The organism is Paenirhodobacter sp. (assembly GCF_041916475.1).
GTDB lineage: Bacteria > Pseudomonadota > Alphaproteobacteria > Rhodobacterales > Rhodobacteraceae > Rhodobacter.
The window spans coordinates 1-17,697 of sequence record NZ_JAYRZN010000048.1 but is presented as its reverse complement, the minus strand read 5'-3'; the positions used below and the strand labels follow the sequence as shown (position 1 = coordinate 17,697).

At 66.5% G+C, this 17,697-nt stretch carries 16 protein-coding genes; 10 read left to right on the top strand and 6 right to left on the bottom strand.

Annotated features, from left to right (window positions below; genetic code table 11):
• On the top strand, nt 1-222 hold a 222-nt coding region (locus ACOMG5_RS15770), incomplete at its 5' end, for a ribbon-helix-helix domain-containing protein (RefSeq protein ID WP_420344749.1).
• Nucleotides 223-267: 45 nt separating this feature from the next.
• Here ACOMG5_RS15770 and folE2 read toward each other — a convergent pair.
• From folE2 to ACOMG5_RS15750, 4 genes are all read right to left on the bottom strand, one after another.
• Complete coding sequence (gene folE2 / locus ACOMG5_RS15765; protein WP_420344748.1) at nt 268-1,365, bottom strand: GTP cyclohydrolase FolE2; 1,098 nt, start codon at nt 1,363-1,365, stop codon at nt 268-270.
• Between the two features lie 118 nt (nt 1,366-1,483).
• Nucleotides 1,484-2,659 (bottom strand): aminotransferase class V-fold PLP-dependent enzyme, encoded by a 1,176-nt coding sequence (locus tag ACOMG5_RS15760; RefSeq protein WP_420344747.1) that lies wholly within the window; start codon nt 2,657-2,659, stop codon nt 1,484-1,486.
• 72 nt (nt 2,660-2,731) lie between these two features.
• Complete coding sequence (locus tag ACOMG5_RS15755; protein WP_420344746.1) at nt 2,732-3,337, bottom strand: inner membrane-spanning protein YciB; 606 nt, start codon at nt 3,335-3,337, stop codon at nt 2,732-2,734.
• Nucleotides 3,338-4,240, bottom strand: a complete 903-nt coding sequence (locus tag ACOMG5_RS15750) for an EamA family transporter (protein WP_420344745.1) — start codon at nt 4,238-4,240, stop codon at nt 3,338-3,340. It abuts the gene before it with no gap.
• A 21-nt stretch (nt 4,241-4,261) separates the two neighbouring features.
• Between ACOMG5_RS15750 and ACOMG5_RS15745 the strand changes: the two genes are divergently transcribed.
• On the top strand, nt 4,262-4,834 hold the full coding sequence (locus ACOMG5_RS15745; protein ID WP_420344744.1) for an MgtC/SapB family protein: 573 nt from the start codon (nt 4,262-4,264) through the stop codon (nt 4,832-4,834).
• 39 nt (nt 4,835-4,873) lie between these two features.
• Here ACOMG5_RS15745 and ftsY read toward each other — a convergent pair whose 3' ends face one another.
• Entirely contained in the window at nt 4,874-5,926 is a 1,053-nt protein-coding gene (gene ftsY / locus ACOMG5_RS15740) for a signal recognition particle-docking protein FtsY (protein WP_420344743.1), read from the bottom strand.
• A 116-nt stretch (nt 5,927-6,042) separates the two neighbouring features.
• Here ftsY and ACOMG5_RS15735 point away from each other — a divergent pair, with 116 nt between their 5' ends.
• Both ACOMG5_RS15735 and ACOMG5_RS15730 read left to right on the top strand, forming a co-directional pair.
• A complete protein-coding gene (locus ACOMG5_RS15735) occupies nt 6,043-7,191 on the top strand; it encodes an alkane 1-monooxygenase (protein ID WP_420344742.1) in 1,149 nt (382 codons plus the stop codon).
• Nucleotides 7,192-7,294: 103 nt separating this feature from the next.
• Nucleotides 7,295-7,714 (top strand): hypothetical protein, encoded by a 420-nt coding sequence (locus ACOMG5_RS15730; protein ID WP_420344741.1) that lies wholly within the window; start codon nt 7,295-7,297, stop codon nt 7,712-7,714.
• A 372-nt stretch (nt 7,715-8,086) separates the two neighbouring features.
• Here ACOMG5_RS15730 and xseA read toward each other — a convergent pair whose 3' ends face one another.
• The gene (gene xseA, locus ACOMG5_RS15725; RefSeq protein ID WP_420344740.1) at nt 8,087-9,691 is read right to left on the bottom strand and encodes an exodeoxyribonuclease VII large subunit; all 1,605 of its coding nucleotides are present in this window, start codon (nt 9,689-9,691) and stop codon (nt 8,087-8,089) included.
• Between the two features lie 63 nt (nt 9,692-9,754).
• Here xseA and purD point away from each other — a divergent pair, with 63 nt between their 5' ends.
• From purD to ACOMG5_RS15695, 6 genes are all read left to right on the top strand, one after another.
• Nucleotides 9,755-11,017 (top strand): phosphoribosylamine--glycine ligase, encoded by a 1,263-nt coding sequence (purD, locus tag ACOMG5_RS15720; RefSeq protein ID WP_420344739.1) that lies wholly within the window; start codon nt 9,755-9,757, stop codon nt 11,015-11,017.
• A gap of 2,117 nt (nt 11,018-13,134) precedes the next feature.
• Nucleotides 13,135-13,713 carry a recombinase family protein gene (locus ACOMG5_RS15715; RefSeq protein ID WP_420344738.1) on the top strand — a complete coding sequence of 193 codons (579 nt, stop codon included), beginning with the start codon at nt 13,135-13,137 and terminating at the stop codon, nt 13,711-13,713.
• A 128-nt stretch (nt 13,714-13,841) separates the two neighbouring features.
• Entirely contained in the window at nt 13,842-14,474 is a 633-nt protein-coding gene (locus tag ACOMG5_RS15710) for a Bro-N domain-containing protein (RefSeq protein WP_420344753.1), read from the top strand.
• Between the two features lie 151 nt (nt 14,475-14,625).
• A complete protein-coding gene (locus ACOMG5_RS15705) occupies nt 14,626-14,835 on the top strand; it encodes a hypothetical protein (RefSeq protein WP_420344737.1) in 210 nt (69 codons plus the stop codon).
• 1,108 nt (nt 14,836-15,943) lie between these two features.
• On the top strand, nt 15,944-16,879 hold the full coding sequence (locus tag ACOMG5_RS15700) for a hypothetical protein (protein WP_420344736.1): 936 nt from the start codon (nt 15,944-15,946) through the stop codon (nt 16,877-16,879).
• A 346-nt stretch (nt 16,880-17,225) separates the two neighbouring features.
• On the top strand, nt 17,226-17,396 hold the full coding sequence (locus ACOMG5_RS15695; protein ID WP_420344735.1) for a hypothetical protein: 171 nt from the start codon (nt 17,226-17,228) through the stop codon (nt 17,394-17,396).
• Nucleotides 17,397-17,697 lie beyond the last annotated feature (301 nt).

Sequence of the window (17,697 nt, the reverse complement as noted above, 5' to 3'; positions counted from 1 at the left end):
GCGCGCGACGGCATGTCCGTCGCGCAGCTGATCACCCGGCTCTGGCATGAGGCGGTGGATGCCGATCACGACCTCGGCAATTTCACCTCGTTCCTGCGGGTGTGCTGCGCGCGCTACCACGCGCTGATCGCGGCCGGGTCCATCTCCGCGGACCGGCGCGTGCCGATCGCCGCGCATCCCGCGCGCGAGATCCTCGCCCGCGAAGCCCGCCGCCTGAACTGACGGGCGCGCCCCCCGCTCCGGAACGGGCGTTGCGCGGTGGCGCGCTCAGCCCCGGTGGATCAGGGAGGCGAACAGCCGCGGGTCCAGGCTCTGGCTCGCGAAGGTCTCACCCTCGGTCAGCACCGCCACCGCATCATGGCTGTGCAGGCTCTCCTGATGGCTCGCCACCACGCGGAAATCGCCCACCCGCGGATCCGCCATCAGCCCGGCCGCAAAGGCGCGCACCGCATCCTCCACGAAGATCGGATTGGCCGCATTGAGCTCGGCAAAGGCCTGCTCGTCCTCGCGCTTCACCATCACCTGGGTTTCAGTGGGCACCGCGCGGCGGGCGATGTCGATCAGGTCCTCGAACCACAGCAGGCCGCCGGTCTCATCAAGCGCCACCGAAATCCGCGCCACCGAGCGCTGCGAATGCGGCGTCGCCAGCTGCCCGCGCGCTTGGCGCGCATGCTCGGAAAGCTCCAGCGAACAGGGGCAGGTCGAGGAATAGACGTAATCCAGATGCACGACCTTCAGCCGCGCCCCGGCCGTATCCACCATCTCCAGGCCGATGTCGTAATACTGCCAGCCGCTGAGCCCCGAGCGCAGGCTTTGCACCTGCAGCGGGAAGGCAAAGCGCATCATGAGCCGCGCGTCGAAGCTCTCCAGATGGTCCTTGTAGTCGTCGAGCGCCGCCGCCATCACCTCGAAGGAGAACCGCGCCCCCGCATGGGCATAGAACGAGCGCATCACCCGCGACATGTTGATGCCCTTCTTGTCGGCATCGAGGCTCACCGTGCCGGTCACGGAAGTATCGAGCGTCACATCGCTGCCCGCCCGCGTGCGGTAGCGCAGCGGCAGCCGGAAATTCGAGATGCCCACATGCTCGATCCGCGTCTGCGCCCCCACGATCAGCGAGGCCGGCCCATTCTGCAGATCGGGCAGCGTCGCGCGGTAGGCGGCATCGGCGGCGAAATCATCGTCGTACTGCCGGCGCAGATCGGGGTAGTTGCCCAGGGGCCGCCCGGGCAGCAGCCGCGCGATGGCGGGGTCCAGCCGCGCCACCTCGGCAGGGTCGGCCTGCGCCGCCCATGCCCGCAGAACCTCCAGCGCCGCTTCTGCGGCATCGGTATCCGGTGCGTCCACCCGCTGCTGAATATTCATCGGCCTCTCCGATTCTGCCCTGCGCAGGCCCCCGCGGGGCCCGCTACATATGGGCATAATACGCGCCAGATCCAGAATGGTTCATCCGGGTGGCACCATTTCGGCAAGCCGCCGCCGCTCAGGCGGCGTCGAGCGCGCCGAGAATATCGGCGACCAGATCCTCGCCGTCCTCGATGCCCATCGAGATCCGCACCATGCCCGGGGTGATACCGATCACCGCGCGGTCTTCCTCGGTCAGGTTCTTGTGGGTCGTGGTCGGCGGATGCGTCGCAATCGATTTCGCATCGCCGAGGTTGTTGGAGATCGACACGATCCGCAGCGCATCAAGGAACCGGAACGCCGCCTCCTTGCCGCCCGCGAGATCAAGGCACAGCAGCGTGCCGCCCGCCCCCATCTGCGCCATCGCCAGCGCATGCTGCGGATGGTCCTCCAGCCCCGGATAGATCACCCGCGCCTTGGCATGGCCCTGCACCGCGGCCGCCACCGCCACCGCATTTGCCGTCTGCGCGCGCACCCGCAGGTCCAGCGTCTGCAGCCCGTTGAGCATGATCCAGGCATGGAACGGGCTCATCGCGCCGCCGGTGTGCTTCACATAGGTCTCGAGCGCGCCGCGGATGAATTCCTTCCTGCCAAGCACAACGCCGCCAAGCGCGCGCCCGCCGCCGTCGATATGCTTGGTGGCGGAGTAGACCACCACATCGGCGCCAAGCGCGATCGCGCGCGAATAGATCGGCGAGGCGAAGGCATTGTCCACCACCACCATCGCGCCAACCGAATGCGCGGCCGCGGCCACGGCGGCGATGTCGATCACCTCCAGCCCCGGGTTGGACACGCTCTCGAAGAAACAGACCCTGGTATTCGGCCGCACCGCCGCCGCCCAGTTCTCCGCCACTGCGCCATCAATCAGCGTCACCTCGACGCCGAACTGGCCCAGCACCTTCAGCACATGCAGACAGGAGCCGAACATCTGCCGCGCCGCCAGCACATGATCGCCCGCCTTCAGCAGCGCCATCAGCGCCCCGTTCACCGCCGCCATGCCGGAGGCACAGGCAAAGGCATCCTCCGCGCCCTCGATCGCCGCCATCCGGTCCTCGAACATCCGCGTCGTCGGGTTGCCATAGCGGGCATAGATGAATTCATCGGGCCCCGAGGAAATGAACCGCGCCTCGGCCACTTCGGCCGAAGGATAGACAAAGCCCTGGGTCAGGAACAGCGCCTCGGCCATCTCGCCATACTGGCTGCGGCGGATGCCTTCATGCACGAGCTTCGTCCGGGTCTTCCAATCCTGCGTCATCGGGTCGCCTCCTGGGTGGTTCCTTGCCCTAGACCCGGGCCCATCCCGAAGTCAACCGGCGGCGAGGGAAGATTATTCCTTGTCCTTCGGCAGGCCATAGCGGGTAATGAGCGGGCCCTGCGCCATGAAAAAGCCAAACATCAGGATGGTCAGGCCGAAGGTCTTGAAGTTCACCCAGGCCTGGTCCGACATCGTGCGCCAGACCAGCTCATTGGCCACCGCGAGCCCGAGGAACAGCGCGATCAGCCGCTTCGTCAGGATCAGCCAGCCCTCGGGCCGCATCGGGATCGTCTCGTCCATCACCAGCTGCAGCCAGGGCTTGCCGCGCAAAAGCCCCACCGCCAGCAGCCCGGCGAAAATCAGATAGATCAGCGTGGGCTTCATCTTAAAGAAATGCGGATCGTTGAACCAGACCGACAGCCCGCCGAACACCACGACCAGCACCAGCGTCGCCACCTGCATCGGCGCAAGCCGCCCGGTGAGGCGCCACAAGAGCCCCGTGGTCACGATCATCAGCGGGATGAACAGCGCCGTCGCTACCACGAAGCCCGAATAGCTGGTGCCGCCCACCATCACCTGGGCGTCCTTCATCCGGGTGAAGACCGCGAAGAACACCAGGAGCGGCCCGAATTCCAGCGCCGCCTTCAGCCACGGATTGATCTTGCGTTTCTCTGCCATCTACCTGCCCGCCAGTTCCACGATCACCGCACCCGCCGCGATCAACATCATCAGCGCGGTCCGCCGCGGACCGACCTTCTCGCCCAACACCACCCAACCGATCGCCGCCGCAAAGACGGTCGATGTCTCGCGCAGCACCGCCGCCTTGCCGACATGGCCCAGCCGCGTGGCGAGCATGATCGCACCGAAGGAGAAATACGCGACAAAGGCGCCCAGCACACTCTTTTTCAGCAAAGGCACAACATCTTGCGCCGGAAAGTTGCGCCAGCGCCGCAGCGTGTAGAGCGGCATGAACAGGCTGTCGAGCAGGAAGAACCAGGCGAGGAAGGTCAGCGGGTCGCGCGTGGCGCGGATGCCCCAGGCGTCGTAGTTCGTATAGAGTGCCACGAAGGCCCCCGTCGCGCAGGCGAGCGCGAGCGCGGGCACCATCGTCTCGCGCTCCAGCGTGACCGTGCGCAGGTTGTAGGCCGCGAGCCCGTAGATCCCGGCCAAGAGCACCCCGAGCCCGGCCCACTGGCCCCAGCTGAAATGCTCGCCGAAAAGCAGCCCCGAGCCGATCACCGCGAAGACCGGCGCCGAGCCGCGCACCACCGGATAGACCACGGTGAAGGCCCCGCGCTGATAGGTCATCGCCTGCAGCACCTTGTAGCACACATGGATCACCACCATGCCCGCGAACACCGGCCACATATGCGGCTCCGGCCAGGGCGCCACGAACAGCGCGACGGGCGCCGCCATCGCGCCCGCGCAGATATCGATCGCGGCGCGGCTGATCCAGGGGTCGAACCGGCCCTTCTGCAGCGCCCCGAACAGCGCATGCAGGAACGCCGCCATCAGCGCGAGCCAGAGCGCCGCCTGTTCGCCCGCTGGCGTGCCCTCGATCCCCGCGATAAGCTCGCTCATGCCCATCTCGCGGGAAAGCCCATGGATATCCTCACAAACATCTGGTCCGACATCGCGCAGTCCTTCACCGCCACGCCGCCCTCGGTCGCGGCGCTGCGGATGCTGGCCGCGCTGGTGCTGGGCGGCGCGATCGGGTTCGAGCGCGAATGGCACCACAAGCCCGCGGGCCTGCGCACGCATATGCTCATTGCCATCGCCTCGGCGCTGTTCGCGCTGATCACCTTCGAGCTGGTCGATATTTCCCGCGCTGAGGGCGCCGACAGCGGCGCGCGCAGCGATATCGTGCGGCTGATCGGTGCGGTCACCTCGGGGGTGGCCTTCCTGGCTGCGGGCTCGATCGTGGTTTCGGGGCGCCATGTGCGCGGGCTCACCACCGGCGCGGGGATGTGGCTCGCGGGGGCGGTGGGGCTTGCCTGCGGCACCGGGCGGATCGGGCTCGCGGCGCTGGCCACGCTCATCACCGTGGCGGTGCTGTGGCTGTTTCGCAAGGTCGAGGCGCGGCTGCAGCGCTTCGAGACCACCCTGCCCGCCGATCCGGATTTCGAGGCGCCCCGCAAGCGGCCGAAGGCCGCGCAGGTCGATCCGATGGACTGAGCCGCCCGGAGGCCGCGGCCCGCCTGCCGCGCCAAGGGATCAGCCCTCCGCGCCGACCAGCGCCCGGGCGAATTCCTCCGGATCGAAGGGGGAGAGGTCGTCGATCTGCTCGCCCACCCCGATCGCATGGATCGGCAGGCCGAAGCGATCGGCAAGTGCGACCAGAACGCCGCCCTTCGCGGTGCCGTCGAGCTTGGTCATCACCAGCCCCGAGACATCGGCGATCTTCGAGAAGATCTCCACCTGGTTCAGCGCGTTCTGCCCGGTGGTGGCATCGAGCACCAGCAGCGTGTTGTGCGGCGCGGTCTCGTCCTTCTTGCGGATCACCCGCACGATCTTCGCGAGCTCTTCCATCAGGTCGGCGCGGTTCTGCAGCCGCCCGGCGGTGTCGATCAGCAGCAGGTCGGCGCCGTCCTGCTCCGCCCGCGCCATCGCATCGAAGGCGAGCGAGGCCGGATCCGAGCCCTCCGGCGCCGTCAGCACCGGCACGCCCGCGCGCTCGCCCCAGACCTTCAGCTGCTCCACCGCCGCGGCGCGGAACGTGTCTCCGGCCGCGATCACCACCGTCTTGCCCGCGGCGCGGAACTGCGAGGCGAGCTTGCCGATGGTCGTGGTCTTGCCCGAACCGTTCACCCCCACCACCAGCACCACCTGCGGCCGCTTGGGATAGATCGGCATCGGGCGGGCGACCGGCTCCATGATCCGGGCGATCTCGGCGCCCAGCAGGTCCTTGATCTCGCGCACGGAAAGCTTCCGCCCCATCCGCCCTTCGGCGAGGTTCGCCGCCACCCGCAGCGCCGTATCCACGCCCATGTCGGAGGCGATGAGCAGCTCCTCGAGGCTCTCGAGCATCGTATCGTCGAGCACCCGGCGCGGCTCTTCGGGCCGGGCTTCGCGGCCCAGCAGACGGCCGAAGAGGCCGGGCTTCACTTCTGCCGCCGGAGCCTCCGCCTGCGGCGCGGCCGGTGCCGAGCTGGGTTCGGGGCTGGGCTCGGGGGCGGCGGGCGCCTCGCTGACGATGGCCTCCAGCCCTTCCTCCAGCTTCGAGGAAGAGCGGGTCAGCCGCGACTTGAGCTTGGAAAAGAAGGACATCGGCGCACTCCGGGGTTTCCTCTCACCTAATGGATCGCGGCCCGCGATGGAAGAGGCCCGCCGATTCCCGCCGATAAGGCTTGCGCCCGGGCGCGCGCCGTGGCGCAATCGCGGCCATGACAGAGCCCTCCGATATCGCCGCCCCGCCTGCCCATCCCGCGCCCGAGGCACGCCCGGATGCCACCGCTATGGCGCCTGCCCTGCCCGGCCCCGCCGATCCGTCGGCCGGCACTCCGCCCGGCCGCCCTGCCCCCGGTGTCGGCCTCTTCGCCGCCGTCACGCTGGCGCCGGTGCTGCCCATTCTGCTCGGCGCGGCGGTGGGCGGCTGGTGGTGCTGGCTGGCCCTGCTCTGGATCGCGGGGCTGATGCTCGCGCTGGATCGGCTGCTACCGCCCGCGCCGGATGCGCCCGAGGGCGCCGAATTCCCGGAGGCGGATCTGCTCTGTGTCGGGCTTGGCGCCGTGCATCTTGCGGTGCTGCTCGCGGCGGTGGCGGGCCTCGCCGGGCTGAGCGGCCTCGGGATATGGGACCGGGTCGCGCTGTTCTGGGCGGCGGGCCTGTTCCTCGGCCAGGTTTCCAATGCCACCGCGCATGAGCTGATCCACCGCCTCGACCGGCGCCTGTTCCGGCTCGGCCAATGGATCTATATCTCGCTTCTTTATGGCCATCACGTTTCCGCCCACCGGCTGGTGCATCACCCGCTCGTGGCCACGCGCGCGGACCCGAACACCGCCGTGCTGGGCGAAAGCTTCTGGGCCTTCCTGCGCCAGGCCTGGCCGGGCGAAGCACGCGCCGCCTGGGCCGCCGAACGCGCCCGCGCGCCCGGATGGGGCTGGACGCCGGTCTGCACAGCCCTCCTCGGCGGCGTGGGCTTCATCTGGGGCATGGTGCTGCTGTTCGGCCTGCCCGGGCTCCTGGCCTATCTCGCGCTCGCGGCCTATGCGCAGATGCAGAGCCTGCTTTCGGATTACGTCCAGCACTACGGGCTGGAGCGGCGGCAGACCGCCACCGGCTACGAGCCCGTGACCCCGGCGCACAGCTGGGATGCCGCAGCGCCCGTCTCGGCGCTGTGGCTATTGAATGCGCCGCGCCATTCCGACCATCACGCCCATCCCGCGCGGCCCTATCCCGCGCTGCGCCTGAGCCCCGGCGGCCATCCGATGCTGCCCCATTCCCTGCCGGTGATGGCGACGATCGCGCTCCTGCCGCGGCTCTGGCACCGGATCATGGATCCGCGCGTGCGACGGCTCTACCGGCCACTGTGACCGCGCGCGCGGTCACGATTTTCAGGGCCGGATCGGCAGATCCGGAGCATGCTCACGCGGGCGTGGCTTCCGTTCTGGCGCGGGATCGGGCAGTCTTGGCGGCATGGACATCCGCATCCTTCCCCTCGCCGCCCTGCTGACGGTAGCGCCGCTCGCGGCCCTGGCCGACCCGGGCGAGACCGCCCCGGCCATGACCGCCGATCAGTTCGATGCCCGCACCCGCGGAAAGACCATCACCTATACCGCAAATGGCGTGCCCTATGGGATCGAGGAGTACCGGCCCGGGCACAAGGTCGTCTGGGCCTTCGATGGAGGGGAATGCCGGGAGGGGGACTGGTTCCAGCTCGGCGAGCAGATCTGCTTCGACTATCACGACGACACCCCCCTGCAGTGCTGGACCTTCCACGATTCGCCTGCGGGCCTGATCGCACGGTTTGAGGGCGACCGGATCGGCGCGCCACTGGTCTCGCTGCAGGAAAGCGCCACGCCGCTGAACTGCCCGGGGCCGGAAGTCGGCGCCTGAGCCACCAACCTCGTCGCGCGCCGGCTCTTCAAGCTGCGGGGCCACGGGCCAAGACAACCCCTGGCGCGCCACGCTCCGGTGCAAAACCCCGGCATCGCCGCGCAGGCTTTAAAAAACCGTCGGGAAACCCCGTGTTTACACGGCTCGCCCGCGACACCGGATATGGCCGCGCCCAGGCCAAGCCGGCCCGGTGCAGCAAGCGCCTGAAACCGGCCTGAGCCCCGGGACGACCGAACCCTCCGACGCTCCCCTACGCCCTTTGCGGCGCTTCCCGACGTCCTCCCAGCACTGTCCCGAGCGGATGCCGCCCCGCGCCCATGACGGTGTCATTGAGCGCCAGTGCTGCGCTGCTCCAGCCCCCCGATGCCAGGGTCAGAACAGGCTGCCCTGTTCGGGCGGAAGGGTCCCGGCACCGCGCTTGGGGGGGGTTTGCGCCGCCTCTTGGGGTGGGGTCGCCCCGCGTTCCGCCCGTACGGGCCGGACGGCGGCGCGGCCATCGTGGAATTCGATTTCGAGCGCCTCCGCGGCCTGCGCCTGTGCGGCCTGCGTCACCAACCGCCCCCGCGCATCGCGCACGACAGCATAGCCCCGCCGCAGGGTCTCGCGGTAGCCCAGAGTCTGCCGCATCCGGTCGAGCCGATCCAGCCGCTCCGCAAGCCGCTCCAGCCGGGCCTTCGGCGCCTGCTCCAGCCGCTCCGCGAGTAAGGTCAGCGCTGCGCGCCCTTCCCGGTTGCGCCGCTCGGCTTCGCCGCGCATCCGCAGTTGGGCGGCGGCCAGACGCCGCCCCAGACTGTCGAGCTGATCTTGGGCGGGGCTAAGCCGCGCGCCCGGGGCGGGCCGCAAGCGGCCCGCAAGCTGGTCTATCCGCGAGCGCTCCCCATTCAGAAACTGCCGCAGCAGGCGTGGCGCCACCTGCGCCGCAAGTGGCGCAAAGCCCGCACGCTTACGCACCACGACCATGCGCAGCGCAGGCCCGAGACGATCCGACACCAGGTCAAACCGCTGCCGCGGCCCGCCCACCAGCGCCTCGGGCCGCCCAAGGCCACGCGACAGATCGCTCAGCCGCTGCGCGCGCGCCTCGATCCGCCCCTGCGCCGCCCGCGCCATCCGCGCGGCGCCCTCCGCAAGCCAGGCCGCGAGATCCGCGCGCACCGGTACCGCCATTTCCGCCGCGGCGGTGGGCGTGGGCGCCCGGCGATCTGCTGCGAAATCGATCAGCGTGGTATCGGTTTCGTGGCCCACGGCGGAGATCAGCGGGATCCGGCTTTCGGCCGCCGCGCGCACCACCGCCTCTTCGTTGAAACCCCAGAGGTCTTCGAGGCTGCCGCCGCCCCGCGCGACGATGATCAGATCCGGCCGCGGCACCCTGCCCCCAGGCACCAGCGCGTTGAACCCGCGGATCGCGGCCGAGACCTCCGGCGCGCAGGCCTGCCCCTGCACGGCGACCGGCCAGATCAGCACCCGGCGCGGGAAGCGGTCGCGCAGGCGGTGCAGGATGTCGCGGATCACCGCGCCCGAGGGCGACGTCACCACGCCGATCACCTCCGGCAGCCACGGGATCGGCCGCTTGCGGCCTTCGTCGAACAACCCCTCGGCCGCGAGCGCCCGCCGCCGCGCCTCCAGCATCGCCATCAGCGCGCCTGCCCCCGCAGGCTCCACGCTGTCCACGATCAGCTGATACTTCGACTGCCCCGGGAAGGTGGTCAGCCGGCCCGTGGCGATCACCTCCATCCCCTCCTCGGGGCGGATCTGCATCTTCGCGACCTGGCCCTTCCAGCTGACGGCGGCCATCACCGCGCCCTGGTCCTTCAGATCGAAATACATGTGCCCCGACGACGGCCGCGACACGCGCCCCACTTCGCCGCGCACCCGCACCCGGCCGAATTCGCCCTCCAGCACGCGCTTCACCGCGCCGGAAATCTCTGACACGGTATATTCATGCGCGTTCCCCGCCGGGCCGTCGTCCAGAAGATCCATCTGCCTTGCCTCGTTTCGGCCAAGACCTTAGAAGGCCACAAAGCGAAGGCCAAGGGGGTTGCCATGAACATTCTGATCCTGGGCGGCGGCGGCCGCGAACATGCCCTTGCCTGGGCGGTGAAGCAGAACCCGAAATGCGATCGGCTGATCGTCGCGCCGGGCAATGCCGGGATCGGCGCCATCGCCGAATGCGCGGCCATCGACCCCTGCAACGCCGCGGCGGTTCTGGCCTGTGTCGAGGAGAACGCGATCGATTTCGTCATCGTCGGGCCCGAGGCGCCGCTCGCTGCGGGCGTGGCCGATGCGCTGCGCGATGCGGGCATCCTGACCTTCGGCCCCTCGGCCGCGGCCGCGCGGCTGGAGGCGTCGAAGGCCTTCACCAAGGAAATCTGCGATGCCTGCGGCGCGCCGACGGCGGCCTATGCCCGCTTCACCGATGCGCAGGCCGCGAAGGACTACGTCCGCGCCCAGGGCGCGCCGATCGTGGTCAAGGCCGATGGCCTCGCGGCCGGCAAGGGCGTGATCGTGGCGATGACGCTCGATGAGGCGCTCTCCGGGATCGACGAGATCTTCGGCGGTGCCTTCGGCGCGGCCGGCGCCGAGGTGGTGATCGAGGAATTCATGGCCGGGGAGGAAGCCAGCTTTTTCATCCTGTCGGATGGCAGCGACGTCCTCTCCGTCGGCACCGCGCAGGACCACAAGCGCGTGGGCGACGGCGACACCGGCCCCAATACCGGCGGCATGGGCGCCTATTCGCCCGCGCCGGTGCTCACCGATGCGATTCAGGCTCAGGTGCTGGACGAGATCGTGCGCCCGACCATCGCCGAGATGGCGCGCCGCGGCACGCCGTTTCAGGGCGTGCTCTATGCCGGGCTGATGATCGAGAATGGCCGGGCACGGCTGGTGGAATATAATGTGCGCTTCGGCGATCCGGAATGCCAGGTGCTGATGCTGCGGCTGGGCGCGCAGGCGCTCGATCTGCTCATCGCCTGCGCGGAGGGGCGCCTGGGCGAAGCCCGCGCGCAATGGGCCGATGACCATGCCCTGACCGTGGTGATGGCCGCGCAGGGCTATCCGGGCGCCTATGCCAAGGGGACGCTGATCCAGGGGCTGGACGCCCTGCCCGAGGACAGCAGCCACATGGTGTTCCACGCCGGTACCGCGCTGCGCAACGACCAGCTGGTCGCGACCGGAGGCCGTGTGCTGAACGTGACCGCCCGCGGCGCCACGCTGCGCGAGGCGCAGGAGCGCGCCTATGCGATGGTGCAGGGGATCGACTGGCCCGAGGGCTTCTGCCGCAGCGATATCGGCTGGCGCGCGCTCTGAGGCGCTGCCCGGACCAGCTCCGGGCGGCCAGGCGCACCAACAGGGAGCGCGCGGTGGCGCCGAAGAGGAGGCGTTGTTATTCCGCCCCGTCCAGCAGCTGTCGTATTGCTCTTCGACGCCGGTACGCCGCGCGGGAACAGGCCGATGCGGGCGCGGCATTGCTTCGCGAAGCGATGGGTCGTCAGCTCCTCACTCGCTCATCGAGAAAATAGGCCTGCCCATTGGCGGCCCTTGAGCCGGGCATGGGTGGAGCGCGTGTGGGGCCTGCGCCAGTCAGCGCAATCTGACCCATCTCATTCGTGCAAAAGGTTGCGGTGGCCCCGGTCAGCGGGTCGCCAACCGGGGCCAAGGCGTCCAGCGAACAATGAGGACACGCCATTCCATCATTAAACGCCGGACCGCGGGAGGTTCCTCAGAGCTGACGGCACCGGAGCGCTTCTCAAGCCTCCAGCCAACGAATCTCTACCGCGCAGCGCCGTCCTCGCATCGGTTCGCCCGGCACGACGCACGGCCTCCGCCTCCGGAGCGTGGAGCTCCATTGCGGCGGCCTAACTCCTAGCCGCCATCTGAGGCAATCCCCATGCTTTCCGCTGCGTTCGATCTAAGGCGACAGCCCAGATTCCACCCGGCACGCACCGAGAGACGGGCCGTAGATCCGCGATCGGTTTGCAGCCGAGGGTGGGAGAGTTCAGCGCCATGCATGCTCAGGCGGCGGCCAAGTTGTGCCCTCAGCTTTCGGCGCGCCTCAATACTGCAAGAAACATTCGTCGCCTTCTCCGCCGGTGTGGAATCGCGCCGTTTTCTCAGCCACCAGCATGGGTTGAATCGATGAGATTCAGGTGTTTGCCTGACGGGAAAAGCCTTGAGACGGATATCCGGCGGTTCGGGTCGGGGCGACGAGAGCGGCGCAGGATCACCCTTGGGGCTCCCTCCTCATCATAGAGCCTGCTGCCACTGAAGCCACGAACGGCCCGGCGCCGAACATATCGTTCCGCCCGGAAGCGACAGAGATGATCCATGGGGCCGAGATATCCGTATCGGCACCATGATCGGCAGCAACGCAGACAGGCGAAAATACGTGCAAACGCACTGCAGCTGGGGCGGGTATTGGCCTGAGTTGTACAGAAGGTCCGTCGTCGCGCTGATGCAGTTTGTGTTACGAATACCGGCGGCATAGCGTGCCAAGATGCCCTCCAGAATGCGCCGATCGCGCACTCCGCCGCAACAGGCCTTTCCCGGTTCATGCGGGAATTCCGTGACCCCGAAAGAGAACCACGATCCGCTTGTTCCGCAGCATCAAGCCTAGCTTGCCCAGATTTGTTAACACCAGATAAATTATGGAAATTTCTATGCAATTTCCGCGTCCACGCGCGAAGGAGACCGTCTCTCCTCGTCGGGAACGTCAGCATGGATTCCAGAAAATCGTGTACGGTCGAGTTCTGCTTCGCACCAAGGCCATCGCAGCCCTTCGCTTCAGATTGAACCGCAGTCTTGTCGGAAATGGCGGCGCTGAAGACAGGGGCTTCAATATGCCTGCTCGGAACGAGCTACCGCCTGCTCCGCAACTAGCTGGCTAAAAGGCTCGTACGGTTGGGCTGGAATTGATGTCGCAAGAATGCAACGACAACCGTCCGATCGTTCAGATCGCAGATCTATGATATTAATGTGGTGCCCAGAGCCAGCTTCTCGGATCATGATCGAACCGCGAAGAACGCCTGAGAACGTATTTCATATCAAGCACTTGATGCGCCAACCATCCAAGCCGGTGGTCAGGTGTGTGCCCCTGACGTGGTTGGAATGTGTCCCGACGATAGCGGCACTTTCAGGGTGCTGACAAGGCCGATGAAATAATTTGGCGGAAAAATTCGAGACACCGGACTCGACAGTCGAGGCCGCGCAGTTCCCCCCCGGTGGCCCCTCGGGTTCCACGTCCCGGTGGCCCTGATCAGCCCCGGCCTGATCGTCGGTGCGGGGCGCTAATTGTCTCACAGATCACAGTCTAGCGGGGCGTCTCACGGGGCACCAGAGAGTGTCCCATAAGAATTGTCTTGACGATTTGGGACAGGAGGACGTATCACGTCTAAGACCCAATGAGACAGCGACAGGAGACAACCGCCATGCTGATCGGATATGCCCGGACATCGACCATCGCCCAGAGGGCAGGGCTAGAGGCACAGGAGCGTGACCTTGCCGCCGTGGGGTGTGAACGCATCTTCGTTGAACAAGTCTCCTCGGTGGACGTGGTGAAGCGTGAGAAGCTCACCGAGGCCCTTGCCTTCGCTCGTCAGGGCGACACCCTAGTCATCACCAAGCTGGACCGTCTGGCCCGCTCCGTGGCGCATCTGGTGGCCCTCTTGGGGCAGCTAGAGGCCAAGGGCGTCAGCCTCCGCATCCTCGGCATGGGGATTGATACAGGAACGCCAACCGGGAAGCTGATGCTGAACATCCTCGGGGGCGTGGCAGAGTTCGAACGGGAGATCATGCTAGAGCGTCAGCGCGAGGGCATCGCCAAGGCTAAGGCCGATGGGAAGTATAAAGGCCGGGCACCCACAGCACGGGCCAAGGCCGACGACGTTGTGAAGCTGCACCGGGACGGGATTGGCGGGAGTGAGATCGCCAAGCGCCTCGGGATTGGCCGGGCGAGCGTCTATCGGATACTCGGGGAGGTTCAGGAGGACGCGGGGGCAGGTAAATAGGTCCGCTTCGGACCATTTGTGTCTCGCTATCAGTTTGTGTCCTCGGAACCGGGCTGGACACCAACAACTCCAAGAAACCCGCCTTCGACCTCGAAACGTTCACGTTCAATGGCCACCAGTTGCGCACCGTGGTGATCGAGGGGAAGATTTTGTTCGTCGCCCTCGACGTAGTCCGTGCCCTCGGCCTGTCGGACAAAAGCGCAGACAACTCCAAGCGCATCATGAACGTGGATGAGGTTTTCGTATTGAATTATAGGGATTTTTTAACTTCCCCTCAAGTTGAGGGTTTGTTCTCGACGCCGGAAGGGAGAGGACCCGGCCGGGTGTCCCGACTGCTGGCCGTCCTAGGACTGTCGAACGTAACCACCACTATCCGGCCGCTGGCAGACTCGGATAGGCGTAAAATTGAACGACAGACGCTTAACTCCCTCACCCTAAGAAATTCCAGGGGTGCCCCGGTCACGGCTGGCCTCCCCGTCAACATGATTTCCGAGAGCGGTCTCTACACAATCGTCCTCCGCGCCCAACGGTCCAACCCGGCGGCCCGTGCGTTCCAAGACTGGATCACCAAGATTGTGATCCCGTCGATCCGCAAGACGGGCTCCTACATCAAGGATGAGGAGAAGGTGGCGTCCGGGGAGCTGAGCCTCGACGCCTTCATCGCCAAGATCCCCGAGATGGTGAACCGTAAGGTGCGCGAGCTGGAGCACCAGTTGTCGGAGCGAATTGTTTCAACAGCGGATTTCGGGCCCGAGGGCTAAGCTCTTGGCGAGATTAAGGCGGGCATAAATAACCGCTGCGGATAGTTCCCATACAGGGACTTAATTGTGATTTTACAATGCATTACGGAGCAACCATCCTCTGGGCATGGCCGCGACAAGCCGCCAGTCAACCCGCAACGAAGGAAATGCCATGAAGAAGCTCGCCGCAGCAGACGCCCAGCGCATCGGCGCAATCAATGACCTATCCATCGCCGCCGAGTTCCTGCAAGTCGCGCTTCGGGAAATCGTACAGGGCACCGATCCGGGCAGCCCAGAGGTTCGCCAATGGATCGACTTCGCACTCGCCAAGGTGCAGCCCATCGCGGCCCATGCCTCGGAAATCCCCACCCAACCCTCTTGAAAGCTCACGTCCCCGTTACTACCTGCCGAACCGTGTACTTACCCCAATCGGACTACTCGACCCTCGCCTTAGATGCGCCCGCTGAACCCTCTGTCGAAACCCTAAACCCCCAAGCCACCTGTCCCCGCTGCGCCACGGAGTTCGCACCAAAGCGCCGTGATGCGGTCTATTGCAGCCGACAGTGCCAGAAGGCGGCGACGAACAACGCCGCCCGAGGCCCCCGCCGGATCGCAGATAGCGCCGAGGCTAGGCGGATCCACGAGAACCGCAAGGGGCGCGTCAAGGCCCTGTCAGATTCGCTCTATGAGACCCCTCCGGCATACCGGGCGGATTTCATGCAACGGCTGATCGCAGAGGCACGAGGCAATGCCGAACTTCGGTGTCTTGTCACCAACAGGGAAATGCTCCGAAGCTGGGCGCGTCTCCGGGGCAATCGGGATGCCGGTGGTGCCGGAACAGGGCGGCTCCATATTGCCCATGTTCTGGATCACTACTGTCGCGAGGTCTATGGGCAGCGGTCCTATGAGGTCGTGAACCCGGAGACCGTGCTTCCGTCATCCGACGAACTGGCATTCCCGGCTGAATACTTCGGCCCAGATGCGCCTCCGATCTACGGGGACGGCATTTTGAAGGAGCGGCCTTGTCCGTGGACAGAGTGGAAGGAGAAGCGGTTATCCGCCCTCCACCATATATAAGAGACCCTACTTGCGCACGTCACGGTGGACCGTAGCGTGTTCTCCCGGTGTGAATACCTCGGCGGGGGGCGCAAGCCCTCCCCCGACAGACAACCCCCTGTAAGCGCCACCGTGGGCTGCGCTGTAAGACCACCCCTTCAAGATATCTAGGAGGAGGACGAGGAGGAGGGGCACCCCGCCTTACTCGGTCACGGACACCCCGACAGACCCACTTCGTCCATCCCCCTGAAAGCTGTGGTCGGCATCTATTGGGATGCGCGAAGTGATCCGGTCGGGGGCGCAGTGACATGCCACCTCCTCGGTGCTCTCCTCACCGTGGTCTCCCACCGGGGCGCCTGATTAGGACACACCATCGGACCAAACAAACAACCAATTCCGGTCCACATCATCCAACATCATAGAGGAACACGACAATGGCTCACGCCTCCGAATTCAATATCACCACCGACGCAGACGCTCAGTCCGCACAGTCGCTCGCCAAGGCCCACTCCCCGGCTGAGCAACAGTCCCGCATGGGGTCTAAGGCTTCCACCCAGATCGCATCCCGGCAGGAAGTTGTCTGGAAAAACGGGGTTATGACCTCCGCCACCTCGAACGACAAAACCCAAGGCGATGTAACCTACCACGCCACCCCGCCCACCCGTCCCGGCTACATCGCCGTGCCCGGCATGGGGGAGGTATCCGTGGAGGCAGCCAAGGCCGGGGGCCTGATCCCGCCGCACTGGGCCGAAGGTCAGCCGCTCCCTTTTGATGAACCCGCCAAGGGCCAAGACAACGGCACCGAGGCGGGCACCAAGGCGGACGCGGACAAGGCCCCGGAAGAAGTCTCCGTTGCCCAGCATAGGGCCAAGGTCGCCGGAGAAATTCTCGACGCTGTGGACACCGCGCACGGTGCCGCCGTCACGGATGCCCTGATCGAACGCGCCGTGGAGACCGGGGAACTACCTCTGGACATGCTCCCGCAGGGGTTCAGCGCAGTGCAGATGCAACAGGTCCATGCGGGCTACGTCGCCTCCGCCAACGCCACCCTTGCCACCGTGGGGGCCTCTGTGCCGCTCTTGGAAGACTACCTGACCGACGCAGAACTCCTGCAAGCCCGCCGCGCCACGCTCCGGGGAACGTCCGGGAAGGAGGAACTCTCCGCTCTCGGGCAACAGGCAGTCGCACGGCTGGCCCAGTTCCCCCGCACCGATCCCGAAGGTTTCGCACAGGCGGTCGCAGATATGCCCCCCGCAGAGCGCAAGTGCATCACCTTCGACAACAAGCGTGGGGAGTGGATGGTGAACATCCCCGGCAAGCCCGCCATGAGCTTCGGCGCCGCCGTGCATTCCGGCATGGTCCGCGTCTGACGCATACTTTCCGCCCTCCGGTCCTTTCCGGGGGGCACACTATCATCACCTGAAAGAGGAACCCGACCATGCCAGTCACAGTTACGTCCTACCACCCGCAGCGGGAGGAAGGATTCAACACGGCCACGGACTACCTGAACCCTGACGTTCAGGCCGAAATCAACGCCATCCTTGCAGCCAACGGCGGCACGTCCGAGGGCCTCCCCGTGGAGACCCACGCCCACCTGCGACAGTTCATCGCCGTGCGCCGCTGCCCACACGTTGTGAGCCTCCCCCCGGTTATTGAGTCAGACCCCTTTGCCCACAAGCGGAACATCCCCGGTTTCAAGGCATAGGAGGCCACGACATGAACCTGAAAGATATCCTGCTGGACGACCACGCGGCTATCATGGCCGCCATCATGTCCGAGGTGAACCAGATGCTGGACACCGCCAAGCGCCACCTCGACGCACCCGTAGCTGCCCAAGCGGTGGCCGATCTGGTTGCCGCCAAGGCGGCGAGTAGGCGGTCCCGGTGATGCTCCCGACAGGTCCCGCTTGGGTTGCCGGGAAGGGCCTCGTGACGCCCCCCGGGTGGATCAGCCCGGAGCAACGGGCGCACATGGACCGGGTTCAGCGTCAATGCGAGGAAGATGCCCGACGCCGTGCGGAAGCCTCGACCGATGCCCCGCCCCAACAGGACCACCGAGACCTGTTGATTTTCACTCAGAACTGAGCCGGTTTTTTCACCGAGAAGTGAGCCACCTCTGATTATGGATTTCGGTTCATGCTGGGGTCAAGGTCGGGTTTGTCTCCTTCTTTTTTCTGGCTGCTGCGGCT